General features: G+C 65.8%; 18 protein-coding genes. 14 read left to right on the forward strand and 4 right to left on the reverse strand.

The genetic code is table 11. The features are described from left to right. The first annotated feature begins 61 nt into the window (after window positions 1-61). The 12 genes from AGI3411_RS15010 to AGI3411_RS15065 all read left to right on the forward strand — a co-directional run bounded on the left by AGI3411_RS15010 (window position 62) and on the right by AGI3411_RS15065 (window position 12039). On the forward strand, window positions 62-1108 hold the full coding sequence (locus tag AGI3411_RS15010) for a TRAP transporter substrate-binding protein (protein WP_129528164.1): 1047 nt from the start codon (window positions 62-64) through the stop codon (window positions 1106-1108). A 159-nt stretch (window positions 1109-1267) separates the two neighbouring features. Continuing rightward, window positions 1268-1888: a TRAP transporter small permease subunit gene (locus AGI3411_RS15015; protein WP_129528165.1), complete on the forward strand. Its 621-nt coding sequence runs from the start codon at window positions 1268-1270 to the stop codon at window positions 1886-1888. Further along, window positions 1885-3168, forward strand: coding sequence for a TRAP transporter large permease (locus AGI3411_RS15020; RefSeq protein WP_129528166.1), 1284 nt, complete (start codon window positions 1885-1887; stop codon window positions 3166-3168). Before AGI3411_RS15015 ends, AGI3411_RS15020 begins: the two co-directional genes overlap by 4 nt. A 75-nt stretch (window positions 3169-3243) precedes the next feature. After that, the gene (locus AGI3411_RS15025) at window positions 3244-3927 is read left to right on the forward strand and encodes a DUF2848 domain-containing protein (protein ID WP_129528167.1); all 684 of its coding nucleotides are present in this window, start codon (window positions 3244-3246) and stop codon (window positions 3925-3927) included. A gap of 86 nt (window positions 3928-4013) precedes the next feature. Next, on the forward strand, window positions 4014-5363 hold the full coding sequence (locus AGI3411_RS15030; RefSeq protein WP_129528168.1) for an amidase: 1350 nt from the start codon (window positions 4014-4016) through the stop codon (window positions 5361-5363). Window positions 5364-5410: 47 nt separating this feature from the next. Further along, window positions 5411-6316, forward strand: coding sequence for a LysR family transcriptional regulator (locus AGI3411_RS15035; protein ID WP_129528169.1), 906 nt, complete (start codon window positions 5411-5413; stop codon window positions 6314-6316). 107 nt (window positions 6317-6423) lie between these two features. Continuing rightward, a complete protein-coding gene (locus tag AGI3411_RS15040) occupies window positions 6424-7230 on the forward strand; it encodes a putative hydro-lyase (protein ID WP_129528170.1) in 807 nt (268 codons plus the stop codon). Between the two features lie 250 nt (window positions 7231-7480). Further along, window positions 7481-8731 carry an ABC transporter substrate-binding protein gene (locus AGI3411_RS15045; protein ID WP_129528171.1) on the forward strand — a complete coding sequence of 417 codons (1251 nt, stop codon included), beginning with the start codon at window positions 7481-7483 and terminating at the stop codon, window positions 8729-8731. Between the two features lie 48 nt (window positions 8732-8779). Then, window positions 8780-9631, forward strand: coding sequence for a branched-chain amino acid ABC transporter permease (locus AGI3411_RS15050; protein WP_129528172.1), 852 nt, complete (start codon window positions 8780-8782; stop codon window positions 9629-9631). Window positions 9632-9634: 3 nt separating this feature from the next. Further along, window positions 9635-10624, forward strand: a complete 990-nt coding sequence (locus AGI3411_RS15055; RefSeq protein WP_129528173.1) for a branched-chain amino acid ABC transporter permease — start codon at window positions 9635-9637, stop codon at window positions 10622-10624. Next, complete coding sequence (locus AGI3411_RS15060) at window positions 10605-11327, forward strand: ABC transporter ATP-binding protein (protein WP_129528174.1); 723 nt, start codon at window positions 10605-10607, stop codon at window positions 11325-11327. The genes AGI3411_RS15055 and AGI3411_RS15060 overlap by 20 nt, the downstream gene beginning before the upstream one ends. A gap of 4 nt (window positions 11328-11331) precedes the next feature. After that, window positions 11332-12039 (forward strand): ABC transporter ATP-binding protein, encoded by a 708-nt coding sequence (locus AGI3411_RS15065; RefSeq protein ID WP_129528207.1) that lies wholly within the window; start codon window positions 11332-11334, stop codon window positions 12037-12039. A gap of 276 nt (window positions 12040-12315) precedes the next feature. Here AGI3411_RS15065 and AGI3411_RS15070 read toward each other — a convergent pair whose 3' ends face one another. From AGI3411_RS15070 to AGI3411_RS15085, 4 genes are all read right to left on the reverse strand, one after another. Beyond that, window positions 12316-13386, reverse strand: coding sequence for a porin (locus tag AGI3411_RS15070; protein ID WP_129528175.1), 1071 nt, complete (start codon window positions 13384-13386; stop codon window positions 12316-12318). Window positions 13387-13718: 332 nt separating this feature from the next. Beyond that, window positions 13719-15020: a TRAP transporter large permease gene (locus AGI3411_RS15075; RefSeq protein ID WP_129528176.1), complete on the reverse strand. Its 1302-nt coding sequence runs from the start codon at window positions 15018-15020 to the stop codon at window positions 13719-13721. Then, window positions 15013-15513 carry a TRAP transporter small permease gene (locus AGI3411_RS15080; RefSeq protein WP_043542715.1) on the reverse strand — a complete coding sequence of 167 codons (501 nt, stop codon included), beginning with the start codon at window positions 15511-15513 and terminating at the stop codon, window positions 15013-15015. The genes AGI3411_RS15075 and AGI3411_RS15080 overlap by 8 nt, the downstream gene beginning before the upstream one ends. A 7-nt stretch (window positions 15514-15520) precedes the next feature. Further along, window positions 15521-16495 (reverse strand): TRAP transporter substrate-binding protein, encoded by a 975-nt coding sequence (locus AGI3411_RS15085; RefSeq protein WP_129528177.1) that lies wholly within the window; start codon window positions 16493-16495, stop codon window positions 15521-15523. A gap of 278 nt (window positions 16496-16773) precedes the next feature. Between AGI3411_RS15085 and nudC the strand changes: the two genes are divergently transcribed. Both nudC and AGI3411_RS15095 read left to right on the forward strand, forming a co-directional pair. Next, window positions 16774-17544 carry an NAD(+) diphosphatase gene (nudC, locus tag AGI3411_RS15090; RefSeq protein WP_129528178.1) on the forward strand — a complete coding sequence of 257 codons (771 nt, stop codon included), beginning with the start codon at window positions 16774-16776 and terminating at the stop codon, window positions 17542-17544. Window positions 17545-17681: 137 nt separating this feature from the next. Next, complete coding sequence (locus AGI3411_RS15095; RefSeq protein WP_129528179.1) at window positions 17682-18191, forward strand: winged helix DNA-binding protein; 510 nt, start codon at window positions 17682-17684, stop codon at window positions 18189-18191. Window positions 18192-18264: the final 73 nt, after the last annotated feature.

Here is an 18264-nt window from a genome sequence, read left to right on the forward strand (position 1 = left end):
GCGACGAGGATAACGGGATCCCGCGCGCGGCATACCATCCCGCCAGCTAGGAGTTTTGTCCATGAAGAAGTCTCTAGTTTTCGCCGCCGTCGCCGCCAGCCTGCTGGCCGGCGCCGCCCAGGCGCAGGACCTGCCCAAGACCCAGTTGAAGGTCGTGGGAGGCTTGAGCAACCTGACCGCCTATAACGACTACGAAAAGCCGTTCTGGACCAAGACGATCCCCGAGCTCTCCAAGGGCCAGGTCACGGCCACGATCAAGGGCTTCAATGAAATGGGCCTGAAGGGTCCCGAACTGCTGCGCCTGATGTCGCAGGGCGTGGTCGAGTTCGGCACCGCCACGCTGGCTTATTTCGCCAGCGACAACCCCATCAACGAAGCGATCGACCTGGCTGGCCTGGCGCCCGATGCCAAGACGGCGCGCGCCGTGACCGACGCCTTCGAGCCGGTCTACGCCAAGCTGTACGGCGAAGGCAGCAACGTCAAGCTGCTGGGTATCTCCACCTATCCCGCCCAGGTGCTGTTCTGCAACGCCGAGATCAAGGGCCTGGCCGACATCAAGGGCAAGAAGGTGCGTACCAGCAGCCGCACCACCGCCGAGTTCGTCGAGGCGCTGGGCGGTTCCAGCGTGACCATGGCGTTCGGCGAAGTCGTGCCGGCCCTGCAGAACAAGGTGGTCGATTGCGCCATCACGGGTTCGCTGTCGGGCTACTCGGCCAAGTGGTACGAGGTTTCCACGCACCTGGTCGCGCTGCCGATCAACTGGAACCAGCAGATCCACGCCGTGAACCAGAAGGCCTGGGACAAGCTGGATCCCAGCGTGCGCGCGTTCCTGCAGACCAACGTGAAGACGCTGGTCGACAACATCTGGGACGCCGCCGCGCGCCAGACCCAGGAAGGCTATGACTGCAACACGGGCGCCGCCGCGTGCCCGTACCCCGTCAAGGGCAAGATGGTCCTGGTCCAGCCCTCGGACGCCGACCGCGAACTGCTCAAGAAGGTCACGCAGGAAGCCGTGCTGCCGAAGTGGGCCGCCCGTTGCTCCGCCCAGTGCGTGAGCGACTTCAACGCCACGATCGGCAAGACGCTGGGTGTGACGGCCAAGAAGTAGTTCGCCCCCGAAGCGCTTCGCGCTTCCCCCAGGGGGCATGCCTGCGGACCGGCGGAGCCGGATCCGCGGCATCCCGCTGGGATGCGCTGACTACTCCCGCTGGGATGCGCTGATTACATAGGCGGGGAGGCGATGAGCCTGCCCTGCAAAGGTTTTTTCATGACTCAATCCGAACATTTCCGCCTGCTTGGCGGCATCTTGCGGCGCGCCGAGAGCTTTTCCCGCGTGGCCGTCTGGGCCGGCGGCGCGCTGACGGTGGCCAGCGTCCTGCTGATCTCGTTCGACGTGCTGGCCCGCAAATTCCTGGGGTTCACCACGGGCGGCGCCGACGAACTGTCGAGCTACGCCTTCGCCATCAGCACTTCCTGGGCGCTGGCCTTCGCCACGCTGCAGCGCGCCAACGTGCGCGTGGACGTGCTCTATCAGCACATGCCGGTGCGCGTGGCCGCCGTGCTGGACTGGATCTCCTTGGTGGCCATGGCCATTTTCATGGTGTACCTGACCTATTACGCCTACGAGGTCGTGCAGGCCTCCTGGATGCAGAAATCGACGGCCAATACGCCGCTGGCGACGCCGCTGTGGATTCCGCAGGGCCTCTGGGTGCTGGGCCTGGCCTGGATGTGCGTCACCGTGGCCCTGATGCTGGCACGCGCGTCGGCGGCATTGGTCACGGGCGACCTTGAACTGGTCAAGAACATCTGCGGCGTGCGTTCGGCGCAGGAAGAGGCCGACGAAGAAGCCGCCGCCGGCGAGCGCATGGTAAGGGGAGACGCCGCATGATTTCCACCGCATTGATCCTGCTCCTGGTACTGATCGGCCTGTCGATCCCGGTGGGCGCGGCACTGGGCGTGCTGGGGCTGATCCTGGACCCGCTGTTCTCCATGCTGCCCCTGTCGCGGGCGATCGGCGAGATTTCCTGGAGCACCAACAACGAATTCCTGCTGGTGGCGATCCCGCTGTTCATCATGCTGGGAGAAGTGCTGCTGCGCGCCGGCTTCGCCGAGCGCATGTACAGCGCGATGAGCTTGTGGCTGTCGTGGCTGCCGGGCGGGTTGATGCACGCCAATATCGGCGCCTCGACGCTGTTTTCGGCGACGTCCGGCTCCAGCGTGGCGACCGCCGCGACCGTGGGCACCGTCGCCATTCCGCAGATCCGCAAGTACGGCTACAACGAGCCGCTCTTCCTGGGCAGCCTGGCGGCCGGAGGCACCCTCGGCATCCTGATCCCGCCGTCCATCAACCTGGTCATCTACGGCGTACTGACGAACTCGTCCGTGCCCAAGCTGTACCTGGCCGGCATCATCCCGGGTTTCGCGATGGCGGCGCTGTTCATGCTGACCGTCGTGATCGCCTGCGTGGCCAAGCCGTCCTGGGGCGGCAAGAAGATCCAGGCGTCGTGGGGCCAGCGGCTGACCAGCCTGGTGCACCTGGCGCCGCCCATGGGCATCTTCTTCCTGGTGGTGGGCTCCATCTACGCCGGCCTGGCGACGCCGACCGAGGCGGCCGCGCTGGGCGTGCTGGGCGCGCTGGTCCTGGCCGCGTGGTTCCGCCGCCTGACGTGGACGATGCTGCGCGAGGTCATGGAAGGCACCATGCGGTCCACGGCGATGATCATGCTGATCGTCATCGCGGCCAGCTTCCTGAACTTCGTGATGTCCGCCACCGGGCTGACCGACGCGCTGACGCAATCGATCTCGGGGCTGGGCCTGTCGCCCGGATGGATGCTGCTGATCCTGGTGGTGTTCTACCTGGTGCTCGGCTGCTTCATGGAAACGCTGTCGATGATGATCACGACGATCCCCATCGTGGCGCCCATCATGATCGGACTGGGTTTCGATCCCATCTGGCTGGGCATCGTGATCATCATCCTGGTCGAAGCCGCGCTGATCACGCCGCCCGTCGGGCTGAACCTGTTCGTCGTGCAGAGCCTGCGCAAGAGCGGGTCCATGAACGCCGTGATCGTGGGCAGCCTGCCGTTCGTCGCGGCCATGTTCGTGATGCTGGCGCTGCTGGCGTTCTGGCCGGACCTGGCGCTGTGGCTGCCGCGCGTGTTCGGCTGACGCCCATTCATTCATGCACATCCCGGGCGCGGCGAGCCGCCGCGTCCTTTACCTCCTAGTTTCCGCAGGACAGATATGAAAGCCGTATTCCAGATCGAAGACTCCCAGCCCCGTCAGGTCGAAGTCGACTTCAACACCGTGATCGTTGCCGGCTGGGCCGGCCGCGACATGGCCGCCATCGAGCACCATATCGAAGAGCTGGCCGCCATCGGGGTGCCGCGTCCCAGCAGCGTGCCGCTGTACTACCGCATCGCCGACAACCAGCTGACCCAGGACGAGACCGTGCAGGCGCTGGGCGAGGAGTCCTCGGGCGAAGTCGAGACCTTCGTGTTCTCGGTCGATGGTGAGATGTACGTCAGCATTGCCTCGGACCATACCGATCGCAAGCTCGAAACCTACAGCGTGGCGATGTCCAAGCAGGTTTGCGTGAAGCCTGTGGCAACGAGCGCCTGGCGGCTGGCCGACGTGGCGGACTACTGGGACGAACTGGTCATCCGCTCGTACATCGTCGAGAACGGCGTGGAAGTCCTGTACCAGGAAGGCCCGCTTGCCTCCCTGCGCACGCCGCAGGACCTGATCGCCGGCTACACCGGCGGCACGGCCGTGCTGCCCGAAGGCGCCGGCATGACCTGCGGCACGGTCGGCGCGATCGGCGGAATCCGCCCGTCTGCCGACTTCACGATGGAGTTGCACGATCCGCGCCGCCAGCGCAGCCTGCGTCACCGCTATCATGTCGAGACGCTTCCCGTGGTGGCCTGAGCCCGGCCCCCGGCGCTGATCGCCAGGCGCGTCCAAGCCGGACGCGCCGATTCGCACTTATGCCGCCCGACGGCACTAGGATGACTATGGTTTCGACCCTGAATGATCTGAATCTGGCCCTGCGTGAGGGCCGCGTGAGCTCCGTGGAACTGACGGAAGCCGCCCTGGCACGCGCCCAGGACGAGGCGGGCGAGGGCGCCCGCGTCTTCACCCGCCTGTACGCCGAGTCGGCGCTGGCGCAGGCCCGCGCGTCCGACACGCTGCGCGCGGCGGGCATCGTCCGTTCGGCCGTGGATGGCCTGCCCATCAGCATCAAGGACCTGTTCGACATCGAGGGCGAAACCACGATGGCGGGCTCGGTGGCGCGCGAAGGCGAGCCGGCGGCCGACGCCGACGCGGAAGTCGTGCAGCGCCTGGTCGCCGCGGGCGCGGTCATCATCGGCCGCACCAACATGACGGAATTCGCCTATTCCGGCCTGGGCATCAACCCCCATTACGGCACGCCCCTGAATCCCTACGACCGCGCCACCGGGCGCATTCCCGGCGGTTCGTCCTCGGGTGCCGCGGTTTCCGTCGCCGACGGCATGTCGGCCGCGGCCATCGGTTCGGACACGGGCGGGTCGGTGCGCATTCCGGCCGCGCTTTGCGGGCTGACCGGCTTCAAGCCCAGCGCCTGGCGCGTTTCCATGGCCGGCGTGCTGCCGCTGTCGGCCAACCTGGATTCCATCGGCCCGATCGCCGCTAGCGTGCGCTGCTGCGCCGAGCTGGACTCCATCCTGTCGGGCGACGGCGGCCCGGCCCCGGAGCCGATGCCGTTGCGCGGCCTGCGCCTGGCCATCCCGGCCACGCTGGCGCTGGACGCGATGGACAAGCATGTGGCCGAGAGCTTCGCGGCCGCGGTCGCCCGGCTGAAGGACGCGGGCGCGCTGGTCGACGAGATCTCCATCCCTGAATTCGCCGAGCTGTCGGCCATCAACGCCAAGGGCGGCTTCACCGCCGCCGAGGCCTGGGCCTGGCACCGCGATCTGATCGCGCGCGCCGGCAAGCGTTACGATCCGCGGGTAGTCTCGCGCATCATGCGGGGCAAGGACATGAGCGCGGCCGATTACCTGGACCTGCTCGATGCCCGCGAGGCGTGGGTCGCCGCAGTGGACCGCCGCATTGCCGGCTACGACGCGCTGATCATGCCGACCACGCCCATCGTGGCGCCGGCGGTGGCCGATCTGCAGGCGTCGGACGATGCCTACTACGCCGCCAACGGACTGATCCTGCGCAACCCCACGCTGATCAATTTCCTGGATGGCTGCGCATTGTCGCTGCCTTGCCAGGCGGCGGGCACGGCACCGGTCGGTTTCATGATCGCCGGCAGCAACGGCGCAGACCGCCGTATCCTGGCGATCGGCCTGTCGGTCGAGGAACTGCTCGCGGGCCATTGACGGCCGGCAGGCGCTAAGATGACGGCTCCATAGCCGGACGCGGTGCCATGATCGATCTGCGTAATATCGAGACGTTCTTCTGGGTGGCGACGCTGGGCGGCTTCCGCGCGGCGGCTGAAAAACTCAGCGCCACCCAGCCCGCGATTTCCCAGCGCATCGCCTCGCTGGAATCCGACCTGGGCGTCCGGCTGTTCGATCGCGATACCCGCGGCATCAAGCTGACAGGCAAGGGGCGAGAGCTGCTGTCGCATGCCGAGCGCATGCTGCAGATGCGGCGCGACATGCAGGAGGCGGCGCGCGCCAAGAGCGTCATGAGCGGCACGCTCAGGCTCGGGGTGTCCGAAACCATCGTCCACACCTGGCTGCCCACCCTGATGGAGTACCTGCACGACGCCTATCCGGCGTTGATGGTCGAGATCCAGGTGGACACGACCACGATGCTCAAGACGCAGCTGGCGTCGCGCCAGATCGACCTGGCGTTCCTGCTTGGGCCCATGGAAGAGCCGCGCATCGAAAACCTCTATCTGTGCAACTACCCGCTGCACTGGGTGGCGAGCCCCAAGCTCAAGGTAGGGCGCCAGCCCATTGCCCTGAAACGGCTGGCCGAATGGCCCGTCATCACGTATTCCTCCACCACCGACCCGCACCGCGCCGTGCGCCAGCTGCTGCAGCAGGCCGGCGTCGAAGCCCCGCGGATGTACGGCAGCTCCGCGCTGAGCGTGATCGTGCGGATGGCGCAGGACGGCATCGGCACGGCCGTCATCGCGCCGGTGATTCTCCAGAAAGAGCTGGCGCGGGGCGAACTGCGCATCCTCGACGTCAAGGCGCCGGCCTTGCCGCCGCTGCATTACACGGCCTGCTGGATGCAGGGGCCGGACAGCCAGATTCCGCGCGCCGTGGCCGAGGCCGCGCAGCAGATTGCCCGCGAAGAGGCGCTGCGCCATCCGGCATAACCCTGATAAGGAATTTTGATCGGGGTTTATCGCAACTTGTGATTGGACGGTTGGCCGCGGTTCCTGTGCAATGCCCCGTATCGACATCGTCATCAAAAGGGGTAGTCATGGTTTCCAATCCTGGGGCGCGCGGCAGCGTGGAGTTGGCCCGGCAGGCGCGGCTGGATGCGCGCAGCGGCAAGCTGACCGGCCCCACCGCGAACCTGGCGCCCGGCCACGTCCAGGCCAACCTGGCGATCCTGCCGCGCGCGCTGGCGGCAGATTTCCTGCATTTCTGCCAGCGCAATCCCAAGCCCTGTCCGCTGCTGGCCATGTCCGAGCCGGGCGATCCCGCGCTGCCGGAACTGGGCCACGACATCGACATCCGCACCGACATCCCGCGCTACCGCGTCTGGAAGAACGGCGAACTCGTGGCCGAACCCACCGACGTGCGCGACATCTGGCGCGATGACCTGGTGTCGTTCCTGATCGGATGCTCGTTCTCGTTCGAAGAGGCCATGCTCGACAACGGCTTGCCCGTGCGCCATATCGAGCAGGGCTGCAACGTGCCGATGTACCGCACCAGCATCCCGACCCACGCCGCGGGCGCCTTCAGCGGCCCGCTGGTCGTTTCGATGCGTCCCTTGAAGGCGGCCGACGCCATCCGCGCGATCCAGGTCACTTCGCGCTTTCCCTCGGTCCACGGCGCGCCGGTGCACATCGGCGACCCCTCGTTGATCGGGATTGCCGACATCGGCCGCCCGGACTATGGTGATCCCGTGGAGATACGGGCAGGCGAGATGCCGGTGTTTTGGGCTTGCGGCGTGACGCCCCAGTCCGTGGTCGCGTCGGTGCGTCCGGAATTCTGCATTACCCACGCCCCGGGCCACATGCTGGTCACGGATCTCGTCAATAGCAGGATGGCGGTGTTCTGACCGCGCCGCCGCCATACCGCGCGTCAAGCGCGGCCGGCGGCGGGAACAGGCAGTTCCAGCAGTACCGGTTGTGCCACCAAAACGATCCATTAAAGGACAAGGGGAAATGGCGACAACAGTTCAGGGCCTGGCTGCTCCCGACCGGAGGGGGCCGGGCCGATACGAGTCCGCGCGTGCCTGCCTGGCGCGCCGCGGCCCGTGCGTTTGCATTTGTTTTCTCACCTAGCCGGATCAATCCAGGAGTCTAGTAATGAAGATGAAGCTCATTGCGGGTGTCGCCGCGAGTCTGGCGTTGTTGGCCGCCGTGCCCGCCCAAGCGCAGGAAAAGGCCGTGCGTATCGGCGCCATCTATCCGCTGTCCGGCGCGCTTGCGTCGACCGGCTCGGAAATCAAGGCGGCCATCGAACTGGCGGTCGACATCATCAACAATCCGCACCCCGAACTGGAGGGCATCCCGCTGGCCGCTGGCAGCGGGCTGGCCAAGCTGGGCGGCGCGAAGATAGAGGTGGTGTTCGGCGATTCCCAGGGCAAGCCCGAAGTGGGCCTGGCCGACGCTCAGCGCCTGATCGACCAGGAGAAGGTGGTGGCCCTGACCGGCGCTTACCAGTCGGCCGTGACCAAGACGGCCAGCCGCATCGCCGAGCAGCGCGGCATCCCCTACGTGAACGGCGAATCCAGCAGCCCCGACCTGACCGAGCGCGGCTACAAGTGGTTCTTCCGCACCTCGCCCAACGACGATACCTTCGTCGAGAACATGATGCAGTTCCTGGACGGCGTGAAGGCGGTGCCGACGGCCAAGATCGCCGTGGTGTACGAGAACACCGACTTCGGCGTGAACACCTACAAGGCGGTCGACAAGTTCGCCAAGCAGTACAAGCGCCAGCTGGTCGCCAACATCGCCTACAGCGCGGGTTCGGCCTCGGTGACGGCGGAAGTGCAGAAGCTGGCCGCGGCGAAGCCCGACGTGGCCATCTTCGCCAGCTACACCTCCGACGCCATGTTGTTCGTGCGCACCATGCGCGAAAGCAAGTACGCGCCGCCGGTGCTGCTGGCCAACGACGCGGGCTTCATCGATTCTCGCTTCGTGCAGGAAGTCGGGCCGCAGGTGCAGGGCGTGCTCACGCGCGACGTGTGGGGCAATGACGTCGCGGCCTCGAAGGCCGGCCTGAAGAAGATCAACGATATGTACAAGGCCAAGACGGGCAAGGACCTGAACGGCAACAACGCGCGCTCGATGCAAGGCGTGCTGGTGCTGGCGGACGCGATCAACCGGGCCGGTACGACCGAGCCGGAAGCCATCCGCAAGGCGCTTGCTGCGACCGACCTGGGCGAAGCGCAGGTCGCCATGCCCTGGGCCGGCGTGCAGTTCGACGCCAAGGGCCAGAACACCAAGGGCGCGGGCCTGATCCTGGAGCTGAAGGGGGCGTCCTACCAGACGGTATGGCCGGAAAAATTCCGCACGGACAAGAGCCTGCCCACGCTGCCGTTCGCCTGGAAGTAACCCTCAGCCTGACGCGGCGGGCCGAGGGGGCCCCCGCAGGAGCACTCCATGTTCGAAGCTCTCTCGGCAGGCCTGTTCAACGGCCTGATCTATGCCGCGGTGGCGGTGGGGCTGGCGCTGATCTGGGGCATTACCGACGTCATCAATTTCGCCCACGGCGAATTCCTGATGCTGGGCATGTATGCCGCCTATTGGCTCTATACCCTTGGCCACATCGACCCGACGCTGTCGGCGCCGCTGGTGGCCGTCGTGCTCGCCTTCGTCGGATTCCTGACCTACGCGCTGATCATCCGGCGTCTGCAGAAGGGGCCCGCGATGGCGGTCATCCTGGCCACCTTCGGGCTGGGGCTGGTGTTGCGCCAGATTGCCTTCATCGCCTTCAGCCCCGACTACCGCAGCCTGCCCGACACGCTCGTGTCCGGCAGCGTCACGGTGGCGGGCATCTCGCTGGGACGGCCGCAGGTGGTCACCGGCCTGATCGCGCTGGTGGTCGTCGCGGCGCTGTTCGTGCTGGTGTACCGCACCCGCTGGGGCCATGCCCTGCAGGCGGTGGCGGAAGACCGCCAGGTGGCCGCGCTGGTGGGCATTTCCCCGGACCGCGTCAACGCCCAGGTCTGGATGCTGGGCAGCGCGGCGGTTGGCCTGGCCGGCGCCTTGCTGACCACTTTCTTCTACGTCTTCCCGTCGGTGGGCACGGTATTCGGCCTGCTGGCGTTCGTCGCGGTGTGCATGGGCGGCTTCGGCTCGCTGCCGGGCGCGTTTATCGCGGGGATCCTGATCGGCATCATCGAGGCCATGACCGGCTACTTCGTTGCGCCGGCGATGAAGACCGTGAGCGTGTACATCCTGTTCATCCTGGTTCTCTGGTATCGGCCGCGCGGCCTGTTCGGACGGTGGTGACAGATGCAGACGACACAGAAAATCGATACCGCGTCCTCGGGCGTGCCGAAGTGGCCGGTCGCGGCGGCGGCCGTGGCCGCCATCGCGCTGGCGCTGGTGCCGCTGGCAGTGACGGACGCTTTCACCCTGCAGGTGCTGCTGCTGGCGATCATGTTCGGCGCGCTGGGCGCGTGCTGGAACCTCGTCGGCGGCTTCCTGGGGCGGATTTCCTTCGGCCACAGCGTGTTCGTGGGAGTGGGGGGCTATACCACCTTGTTGCTGCTGCATCACCTGAAGCTCACGCCGCTGGTGGGCATTCCGCTGGGCGGACTGATCAGCGCGGCGCTGGCCTGGCTGGTGGGCGGGCCCACGCTGCGGCTGTCCGGCCATTACTTCGCGATGGCCACGATCGCGCTGCTGCAGATCGGCCTGCTGCTGCTGATCAACTGGGAATGGGCGGGCGGCGCGGTGGGTCTGGAGGCGCCCATCGGGGACGCCGCCTGGATGCTCTTGTTCCGCAGCAAGGTGCCGTACTACCTGATCGCCGTGGGGCTGGCGTTCCTGACCTTCTGCGCCACGTTCTTCCTGGTGCATTCCAAAACCGGGTTCTACTGGCGCGCGATCAACGGCGACGAGGCTGCTTCGCGCAGCCTGGGCGTGCCGGCAGACCGCTACAAGATGCTGGCCTTCGTGATTTCCGCCGGCATGACCGGCGTTTGGGGCGGCTTCTTCGCCATGTACGTCGGGTTCATCGATCCGGAGTCCATGTTCAATCTGACGATGTCCGTGCAGGTCGTGCTGGTGACCATCCTGGGCGGCGTGGGCACGCTGGTAGGGCCCTGGCTGGGGGCGGCGGTGCTGCTGCCGCTGTCCGAAGGCACGCGCGTGCTGTGGGGCAGTTCGGGCATGGGGCTGGACCTGCTGGTTTTCGGCCTGGCCATTCTGCTGGTCACGCTGTTCCTGCCGGGCGGACTGGTTACATTGAGGAGGCGCCGTGGCTCTGCTGGACGTTAAGAACCTGACCAAGCGATTCGGCGGCCTGGTGGCGAACAAGGACATTTCGCTGTCCGTCGACGCCGGCGAAATCGTTGCCATCATCGGCCCCAATGGCGCGGGCAAGAGCACCTTGTTCAATGGCCTGGTGGGCCATCACGAGCCCACCTCCGGCACGGTGACCTTCGACGGCCAATCGATGATCGGCAGGCGGCCGGAACAGGTGGCGGCGATGGGCCTGGTCCGCACCTATCAGATTCCCCGCAGTTTCGGGCAGATGACGGTGCTGGAGAACGCCATGGTCGGCGCGCTGCTGCGCCATCCGCGGCTGCCCGATGCCCGCCGGGAATCCGCCCGGGTGCTGGAACTGGTGGGGCTGGCCGACCGCGCCGGCGTGCGCGCGGCCGAGCTCAACGTGGCCGGGCAGAAGCAGGTCGAACTCGCGCGCGCGCTGGCCACGGAGCCGCGCATGCTGCTGCTGGACGAAGTGGCCGGCGGCCTCAATCCGGCCGAGGCCATCGCGCTGGCCGAGATCCTGCGCGGCATTCATGCCGCGGGCGTCACGCTCATCATTGTGGAGCACGTGCTGGAGGTGGTCATGCGCCTGGCGCAGCGGGTGCTGGTGCTGAACTTCGGGCAGACGATCGCCGAGGGCGCGCCGCAGGAGATCGTACGCGATCCCGCCGTCATCGAAGCCTATCTGGGGAGAAAGCACCGTGCCTGATGCGATGCTGAAAGTCGAGAACCTGAGCGTGGCCTACGGCGGCGTGCAGGCGGTGCGCGGCCTGTCGCTGGAAGTCCGGCCGGGCGAGATCGCCGCCTTGCTGGGCGCCAATGGCGCGGGCAAGTCCAGCACCTTGATGGCCGTCGTGGGCTCGGTCAAGCCCAAGGAAGGCCGCGTGATCTTCGAAGGGCGGGACATTACCGGCACGTCGCCGGACAAGCTGGTGACGCAGGGCATCTCCATGATTCCGGAAGGCGCCCGCGTGTTTGCGCGCCAGCCGGTGGAGCAGAACCTGCGCCTGGGCGCCTACACCGTGCGCGATGAACGGGTCTACCGCGAGCGGCTGGACCGCGTCTATGCGCTGTTTCCGCGCTTGAAGGAGCGGCGCGAGCAGATGGCGGGCACGATGTCCGGAGGCGAGCGCCAGATGCTGGCCATCGGCCGGGCGCTGATGAGCGGCCCACGCCTGCTCCTGATCGACGAGCCCAGCCTGGGCCTGTCGCCCTTGCTGGTGGAACAGGTATTCGACGCGCTGGCGGCCTTGAACCGCGATGATGGGCTGTCGGTGCTGCTGGTGGAGCAGAACATGGCCCAGGCGCTGGAAGTCGCAGCGCGCGCCTACGTGATGCAAAGCGGCCGCGTGGCCTTGTCGGGCGAAGCCGCCGAGTTAGCGGCCTCGGATGAGGTGAGGAAGGCTTATTTGGGAATGTAAATACTCCGAGTGTCCGACACCGAAGCCCGATACTCCGAGTGTCTGACACCGAAGCCCGATACTCCGAGTGTCTGACACCCTTACGAAACGCCGGTAAAGCTGAAGCAGGCGTTCCCGGGTGTCTGACACCGGCTGTATCTGAATGGACGGCATTCAAAGTCAGCCGGTGTCAGACACCCAGGATGGGGTCTGCCAATGGGACGGGTGTCTCGTAAGGGTGTCAGACACACGGGGTATAGGTAAGGGTGTCTGACACACGGAGTATAGAAAAGGCGGTTAGAAAATATGCCTGAACCCCACCGCCGCGCCTAGCTGGTTGCTCTTGCCGGCGATTTCGCCGCTGGCGGCGTCGCTGACCTTGTTCCAGTCGACGGTGCCGTACAGTTGCGAGCGCTTGGACAGCGCGTACTCGGCCACGGCGACGAGCGCGTAGCGCTTGCCTTTGTCGCCTTCCTCCACGACGTTCTTGCTCTGGTCGTAGTAGGCGGCGCCGGTGATGGCCCAGCGCGGCGTGGCCTGCCACGTCACGCCGGCGAAATAGCCGTTGTCCTTGCGGTCCAGGCTGGCGGTGGTGGTTCCGCCCATGACGCCGTTCACCCAGCCGGTTTCGTCGCGGCCGTTGTAGTAGCCGGCGAATACCTTGGCGCCGTCGAACTGATAGGAGGCGTTCAGGTTCCAGACGCGCTGGCGCAGGTCGGAGTCCGTGCCGTCGTAAGTCTGCTGGTAGGCCGCGCCCAGGCCCAGCTGGCCGATGGTGTAGCGCAGGCTGGCGCCGTATTGCTGGCCGGCCTTGTGGTCGTCCCAGTCTTCGCCGTTGGCCCATGACAGCACGACGGACAGATCGCCGAACGTATTGGCGTACTTGGTCATGTTGTTCGTGCGCACCCGGGACATCGCGGCGGGCAGCCAGGCGTTCTGATCGTAGTTGCCCACGGTCAGCGGATCGAAGTAGTCGGCCAGCAGGTCGAACATCGGGGTGTTCTGCAGGCCCAGCGTCAAGGTACCGATCTGGCCGCCATCCAGGCCCACGTAGGCCAGGCGGCTGAATGCCTTGGTGGTGTCCGAACCCCTGCCATTCTGCAGGTTGATGCCGTTTTCCAGGCGGAAGAAGGCGCGGTTGCCGCCGCCCAGGTCTTCCGAGCCCCGCAGGCCCCAGCGGCTGTTGGAAATGGCGCCGTTCTCCATAGACACGCGGCTGCCGTCTTCGCCGACCGCGCCCGAACTGGTGCTCAGGTAGCGGATGCTGACGTCGGCGATGCCGTACAGGGTGACGCTGGTTTCGGCCGAGGCCGTGCCGGCCGCCAGGCCAAGGCCGGCGAGGGCAAGGGATAAGGTCATGCGTTTCATGCGGGCTCCTCCAGGTGTAGCTGTTTTAGTTGCGCCAGGCTTGTGGCCCGGCTTGTTGCGCATGGCGGGTTGCCAGGCGGTGGGCGGCCGCTCCGACGCTTCGGATGAGCGCGGGTCCGGGCGGCAGCCTCGGTTGCACATGCGCGCCATGCCGATAGGGCGCATGGGCGCCTGGGGATTCTAAAAAAGTTGGAAGCGGAACAGGGGGGGGATTCGGTCGGCGTTTTCCCGGGTTTACAGAGCGCCGAAACAGGCGACGGGTGGAAGGAGCCGCGCCGCCCAATAAAAAACCCCGTTCCAGGAACGGGGCTTTTGCTTGCCGCGTGGCGGGCCTACAGGGTCATGTGCAGCGGCAGCCAGGTCGCGATGCCCGGCACGAAATAGAGCAGCAGCACGGCCACGGTCATCAGGAAAAACATCGGCAGCGAGGCGCGCGCAATGTAGGGCAATTCCCGGCCGCTCATGCCGGAAAGAACGAACAGATTGAACCCTACGGGCGGCGTGATCTGTGCCATTTCCACAACGAACACGATGAAAATGCCGAACCAGATCAAGTCGATGCCGGCCGCCTGCACCGTCGGCAGCAGCACTCCCATCGTCAGCACCACGATGGAGATGCCGTCCAGGAAGCAGCCCAGGACGATGAAGAACACCATCAGCGCCAGGATCAGCCCGAACTGGGACAGGCCCAGGCTGCCGATCCATTCGGCTAGCGCGCGCGGCAGGCCGATGTAGCCCATCGCCAGGGTCAGGAACTGCGCGCCCGCCAGGATCAGCGCGATCATGCAGTACAGCCGGGTGGCGCCCAGCAGCGATTGCATGAAGGTGGACCGGTTGAGCGAGCCTTGCAGCGCCGACAGGATCAGGGCGCCCACCACGCCGACCGCCGCGGCTTCCGTCGCGGTGGCGATGCCGGTGTAGATGGAGCCCAGCACGGCTCCGATCAGCAGCATCACCGGGATCAAGTGCCGCGAGCGCGACAGCTTTTCCATGAACGACAGGCCCGGATCGGCCGCGGGTACGTCCCGCGGATTGCGGATCGCCCACCAGGCGATATAGCCCATGAACAGCACCGCCAGTAGCAGTCCGGGCAGGATGCCGGCGATGAACAGCTTGGCGATGGATACGTCCGCCGCCACCCCGTACACGATCATGATGATCGAGGGCGGTATGAGCAGGCCCAGCGTGCCGGCGCCCGACAGCGTGCCGAGGATCTTCTCCTCGGGATAGCCGCGGCGCTTCAGCTCGGGGATGGTCATCTTGCCCACCGTGGCGCAGGTCGCCGCGGACGAGCCCGAGACCGCGGCGAAGATGGCGCAGCCGATCACGTTGGTGTGCAGCAGGCGGCCGGGCAGGCGGTTGAGCCAGGGGGCCAGCCCCTTGAACAAGTCTTCGGACAGGCGCGTGCGGAACAGGATTTCGCCCATCCACAGGAAGAGCGGCAGGGCGGTGAGCGTCCAGCTGGAGGACGCGCCCCAGATGGTGACGGCCATAGCGTCGCCCGCCGGGCGGCTGGAGAATATCTCCATGCCGATCCACGCCGTTCCCGCCAGGGTCAGGCCGACCCAGACCCCGCAGCCCAGCAACGCGAAGATCGAGACGACCAATAGGGTTATGACGAGTAGTTCATTCATGGGTTTGCTGCGAAGTTGCGGCGGCCAGGCCGCGTGAGCGTCGGACCAGTTCGTCGATCAGGGCGACCAGGAACAGCACCGTGCCCACCGCCATGGTGATCTGCGGAATCCAGAGCGGGGTGGCGTCGTTGGCCGTGGAGATGTCGTTGAACTGCCAGGAGTCGTAGGTCAGCTTGATGCTGAAGAACGCAAACGCGGCAGCCAACAGGCAGCCGACCGACAGGGCGAAGATGTCCAGCCGGCGGCTGGCGGCGGGATTCAGCGAATTGAGTAGCAGCGTCACGCGGATGTGCTCGCCGTGCTTGAAAGTGCTGGAAAGGGCGAGAAAGCCGGCGGCGGCCATGAAATACCCAGCATAGGCGTCCGTGCCGGGGATGTTCATGTTGAGCTGGCGCGCGATGATCGCGGCCAGCACCGACACCAGTACGCCGATCGTGCACAGGCCGGCCAGCAGGCCGGCCGCGCCGTAAAGACCATCTAGAAAGCGGCGCATGGGAGAATCACTGCTTCTTGTAGGCGTCGATCATGGCCTGGCCGTCCGCGCCGGCCTTCTTCAGCCAGTCTTCCAGCATGCGCTTGCCGATCACCGACAGGCCTTCCTTCAGCTCGACGGTGGGCTGGATGGTTTCCATGCCGTTCTTGGCCAGCTCTTGCTGGTACCACTTGTTCTTTTCCTCGGACAGCTTCCAGCCGCGTTCCTCGGCCTGAGCGCCCGCCTTCTTCAAGGCCGCCTGCGTGGCCGGATCCAGCGCGTCGAACGCCTTCTTGTTGACGATGATGGCGTTCTTCGGCAGCCAGGCCTGCGTGTCGTAGAACTTCTTGATGTACTCGTAGGTCTTGGTGTCGTAGCCCGTGGATGCCGAGGACATGTAGGAATCGATCACGCCCGTGGCCATGGCCTGGGCCAGTTCGGCCTGCTGCACCGTGACCGGCTGCGCGCCGACCAGTTCGGCGATCTTGGCCGTCACCGGGCTGTATGCGCGCCACTTCAGGCCCTTCATGTCCGCGACCTTCTTGATGTCGCGGTTGGCGAAAATGCCCTGCGGCGGCCAAGCCACGGCGTACAGCAGCGTCATGCCGTGCGCGTTCAGCTTCTTTTCCAGGAAGGGCTTTTGCGCCTGGTAGAGCTTGAACGACGCTTCGTAGCCGGTGGCCAGGAAGGGCAGGCCGTCCAGTTCGTAGATCGGGTCTTCGTTGGCGAAGTTGGTCAGCAGGATTTCGCCGATCTGGGCCTGGTTGCCTTGCACCGCGCGCTTGATTTCGGGCGCCTTGTACAGCGATGCATTATTGTGCAGCGTGATCTTCAGCTTGCCTTCCGACAGCGTGTCCACGTCTTTGATGAAGGTGGTCAGGTTTTCGACGTGGAAGTTGCTGGCCGGGTAGGCGCTGGGCAGGTCCCATTTCGTCTGGGCCTGCGCGCCAGCGCTGAACGCCAGGACGATGCTGCCAGCCAACAGGGAGATTTTCTTGTGCATGGGTGGTCCTTCTTTGCGAATGGTGAAGCCGGGTCGTGCCCGATAGGCATTGCGAAAGAGAAACGCTGCGGTAATGACGCGCAGCTGAAAAGCCGTGCCATTCTATGTTGCCGTGCGGCAGAGGGGCGCGTGAAATCGCGACTTTACGGGTTATTCCTAAGAGGCTGGTGGGTGTTGATGCTTGAGGGTTCAATCTTTGCACAAGGCCGGCCTGCGTGCGTCCGGAAGGCGATTTTTCTTCTAAGATTGCGCTATCGAATGCATATGCCGAGGCTTGCGTGAATTTCGTTTTCCGTCGTGACGAGTTGTTGGTTGAAGAGGTCTCCAGCGTGCTGCCGGATGCCGCGTTGTGCGAACGCATCGGGGTGCGGGCAGAGATCCTGCAGCCTATCTGGGTGCTGCCCGATTCTCCCCATCGCACCGTGCATGTCGAGCCCGGCGTCGACGCGCCGCAAGGCTACGTGTTCCGGAAGCTGCGTTCGCTGTTCGGCGTGCTGGACGACGAGCGCATGGCGCTGGCCGGCCGCGCCTACCAGATCTCGGAATGGGCGCGCACGCACCGTTTCTGCGGCGTCTGCGGCACGCCAGCCGAGCGGCTGCCCACGGAGTTCTGCCTGCGTTGCCCGTCCTGCGGTTTCTCGGCCTATCCCCGCATTTCGCCGGCCATGATGGTGTTGATCCGCAAGGGCGACAGCATCCTGCTGGCGCGGCACACCACGACGGCTACGGCGCGCTACACGGCGCTCGCGGGCTTCGTCGAGCCGGGCGAGAGCATCGAGCAGACCATTCATCGCGAGGTCTACGAAGAGGTCGGCCTGAAGGTCGGCAATCTCCAGTATTTCGGCAGCCAGTCCTGGCCGTTCCCGCATTCGCTGATGGTTGCGTTTACGGCGGACTACGTCTCGGGGGACATCCGCGTCCAGGAAGACGAGATCGCCGATGCGCGCTGGTTCGGGCCGGGCGACCCGATGCCCGACATCGCGGCCCGGATTTCCATCGCCGGATCGCTCATCCGGGCCAACCTGCCCATGGGCTGGTCCGCGCCTTAAGCGCCGCGGGGCGGGAAAAGCGTCTAGGGGTATTCCCTCGAAATCAGGGGGTTCTGCTGCGCTACGCTAATTTTTTATTGATGAAATATAGATAAATTATTAGTATTTTGCACAGATAAACTCGGCTCGCGTCTCCTATGACATCCGCTTTGATCGCGTCCTCGGCCCACCTCGCCGGCGGCAGCGCGCCTGACCTGTCCGAGGTGGAATTCGGGCTCATGATCGCCGGCCATGCCTTCGACCGTTGGACCGTGCGTTGCATGGCCGCGGCGGGTCTGCCCGATCTGACGCCGACCGACGTGATGGTGTTCCATCATGTCTACCACCGGCAGCGGTCCAAGAAGCTGGCCGATATCTGCTTCACGCTGAATGTCGAAGACACCCACATCGTCAGCTACGCGCTCAAGAAGCTGGAGCGGATCGGCGTGGTCAAAGGCGAGCGCAGCAGCAAGGAGGTCTTCTACAGCGTGACGGAAGAAGGCGCCGCCATTCTCAAGCGCTACGCCGAGATCCGCGAACAATGCCTGACCTCGGGCCTGGACGTGCCGGGCGGAGGCGGGCTGGAGTTCAGCCGCCCATTGGCGCATACGCTGCGCGCGCTGTCTGGCCTGTATGACCAGGCGGCCCGGGCGGCCACCTCGCTCTGATCCCTATTCACCAACATTCGGGGCTTGGCCCCGTCATCTGCAACCCGACCGGGGCCGGACGTGCCGCGGCGGC

Source organism: Achromobacter agilis, from assembly GCF_900496965.1.
GTDB classification, from domain to species: domain Bacteria; phylum Pseudomonadota; class Gammaproteobacteria; order Burkholderiales; family Burkholderiaceae_B; genus Achromobacter; species Achromobacter agilis.